Source organism: Pseudomonas sp. EA_65y_Pfl1_P113, from assembly GCF_963970525.1.
GTDB classification, from domain to species: domain Bacteria; phylum Pseudomonadota; class Gammaproteobacteria; order Pseudomonadales; family Pseudomonadaceae; genus Aquipseudomonas; species Aquipseudomonas tritici.
Window position 1 is genome coordinate 1 of the sequence record NZ_CAXAQM010000108.1, and the last position, 999, is coordinate 999.

Sequence of the window (999 nt, forward strand, 5' to 3'; positions counted from 1 at the left end):
TCGGATCAAACTCCGAGCTTCGTGCGGTTTCTGAAGTCTATGCGCAAAACGACGCTCAGCAAAAGTTCGTCACAGACTTCGTTGCGGCTTGGAACAAGGTTATGAACAACGATCTACAACCAAAATGATCGATCTGTATTCCAGAACTGGAGTACGGTGCGCCCTTATCTGTAAGATCGAGTGAGATAGTTGGGTGACATAATCGGCGTCGGCGCGCATAGCGCGCCGACGTTCGGTCGCCCGACACTATGGTGATTTCTGGCATCTCCCGAGAACGGTCGTTCGCGCGAGACCCGCGCCGATCGTGGCTGAGCGGTTTTGATCGAGCCGTGGCGTATCTCAAATCTGCCTCTCGTTTAGGCCAAGGATTCACATTCCCTTCTACATATGATAATGTCCTTTATCAAATGTAGGGGAAGGTTAGAATGTTGGGAGCAAAAATCGTAAGTGTCACGCCAGTCAGCGACCGGCCCGACGCTAAGCTGACCTTCGTCGCGGTCGACGATGAGCCCGGGTACCGTGACGCTGATCGGCAGCGGGAGCTGTATGGGATCGAGGCGGCGCTGAAAGCAGATGGCCGCAAGGTTCAAAGCCAAGCTTATATCCAGAAATCCGGCACTGGCACCTCGTGGCTGACCGGCGACTTTCTCCTGCACCTATCGGCACTTGGGACACCAGTCGGCGCGCTGGTCGGATCGTGGATTACGGCGCGGCTCGGCCGAAAAGTGCGGATCAAAGTGGGCGATATTGAGGTGGAGGCGGCGACGGTGAAGGAAGCCGAGACGCTGATCGAGCGGGCCAGGGCGATTAAAGCGGAACAGGATCGACAGCCATGAGCAACCACCATCAGAAGATCGGTGCATCGAAATCGCTGAACAGGACGATTACCGAACTCATGGCGCACATGGGCGACGACGGTGAACGGCCGAAGGGAGACCTCCGAAAGGCGCTGCGCGAGAAAATTGGAAACCTAGCCGAGAGTTGGTTTCGTAAAGGATT

General features: G+C 55.9%; 1 protein-coding gene. It reads left to right on the forward strand.

The genetic code is table 11. The features are described 5' to 3' along the window. Positions 1-425: 425 nt before the first annotated feature. On the forward strand, positions 426-836 hold the full coding sequence (locus tag AACY52_RS28515; RefSeq protein ID WP_299109528.1) for a hypothetical protein: 411 nt from the start codon (positions 426-428) through the stop codon (positions 834-836). The last annotated feature ends 163 nt before the right edge of the window (positions 837-999 follow it).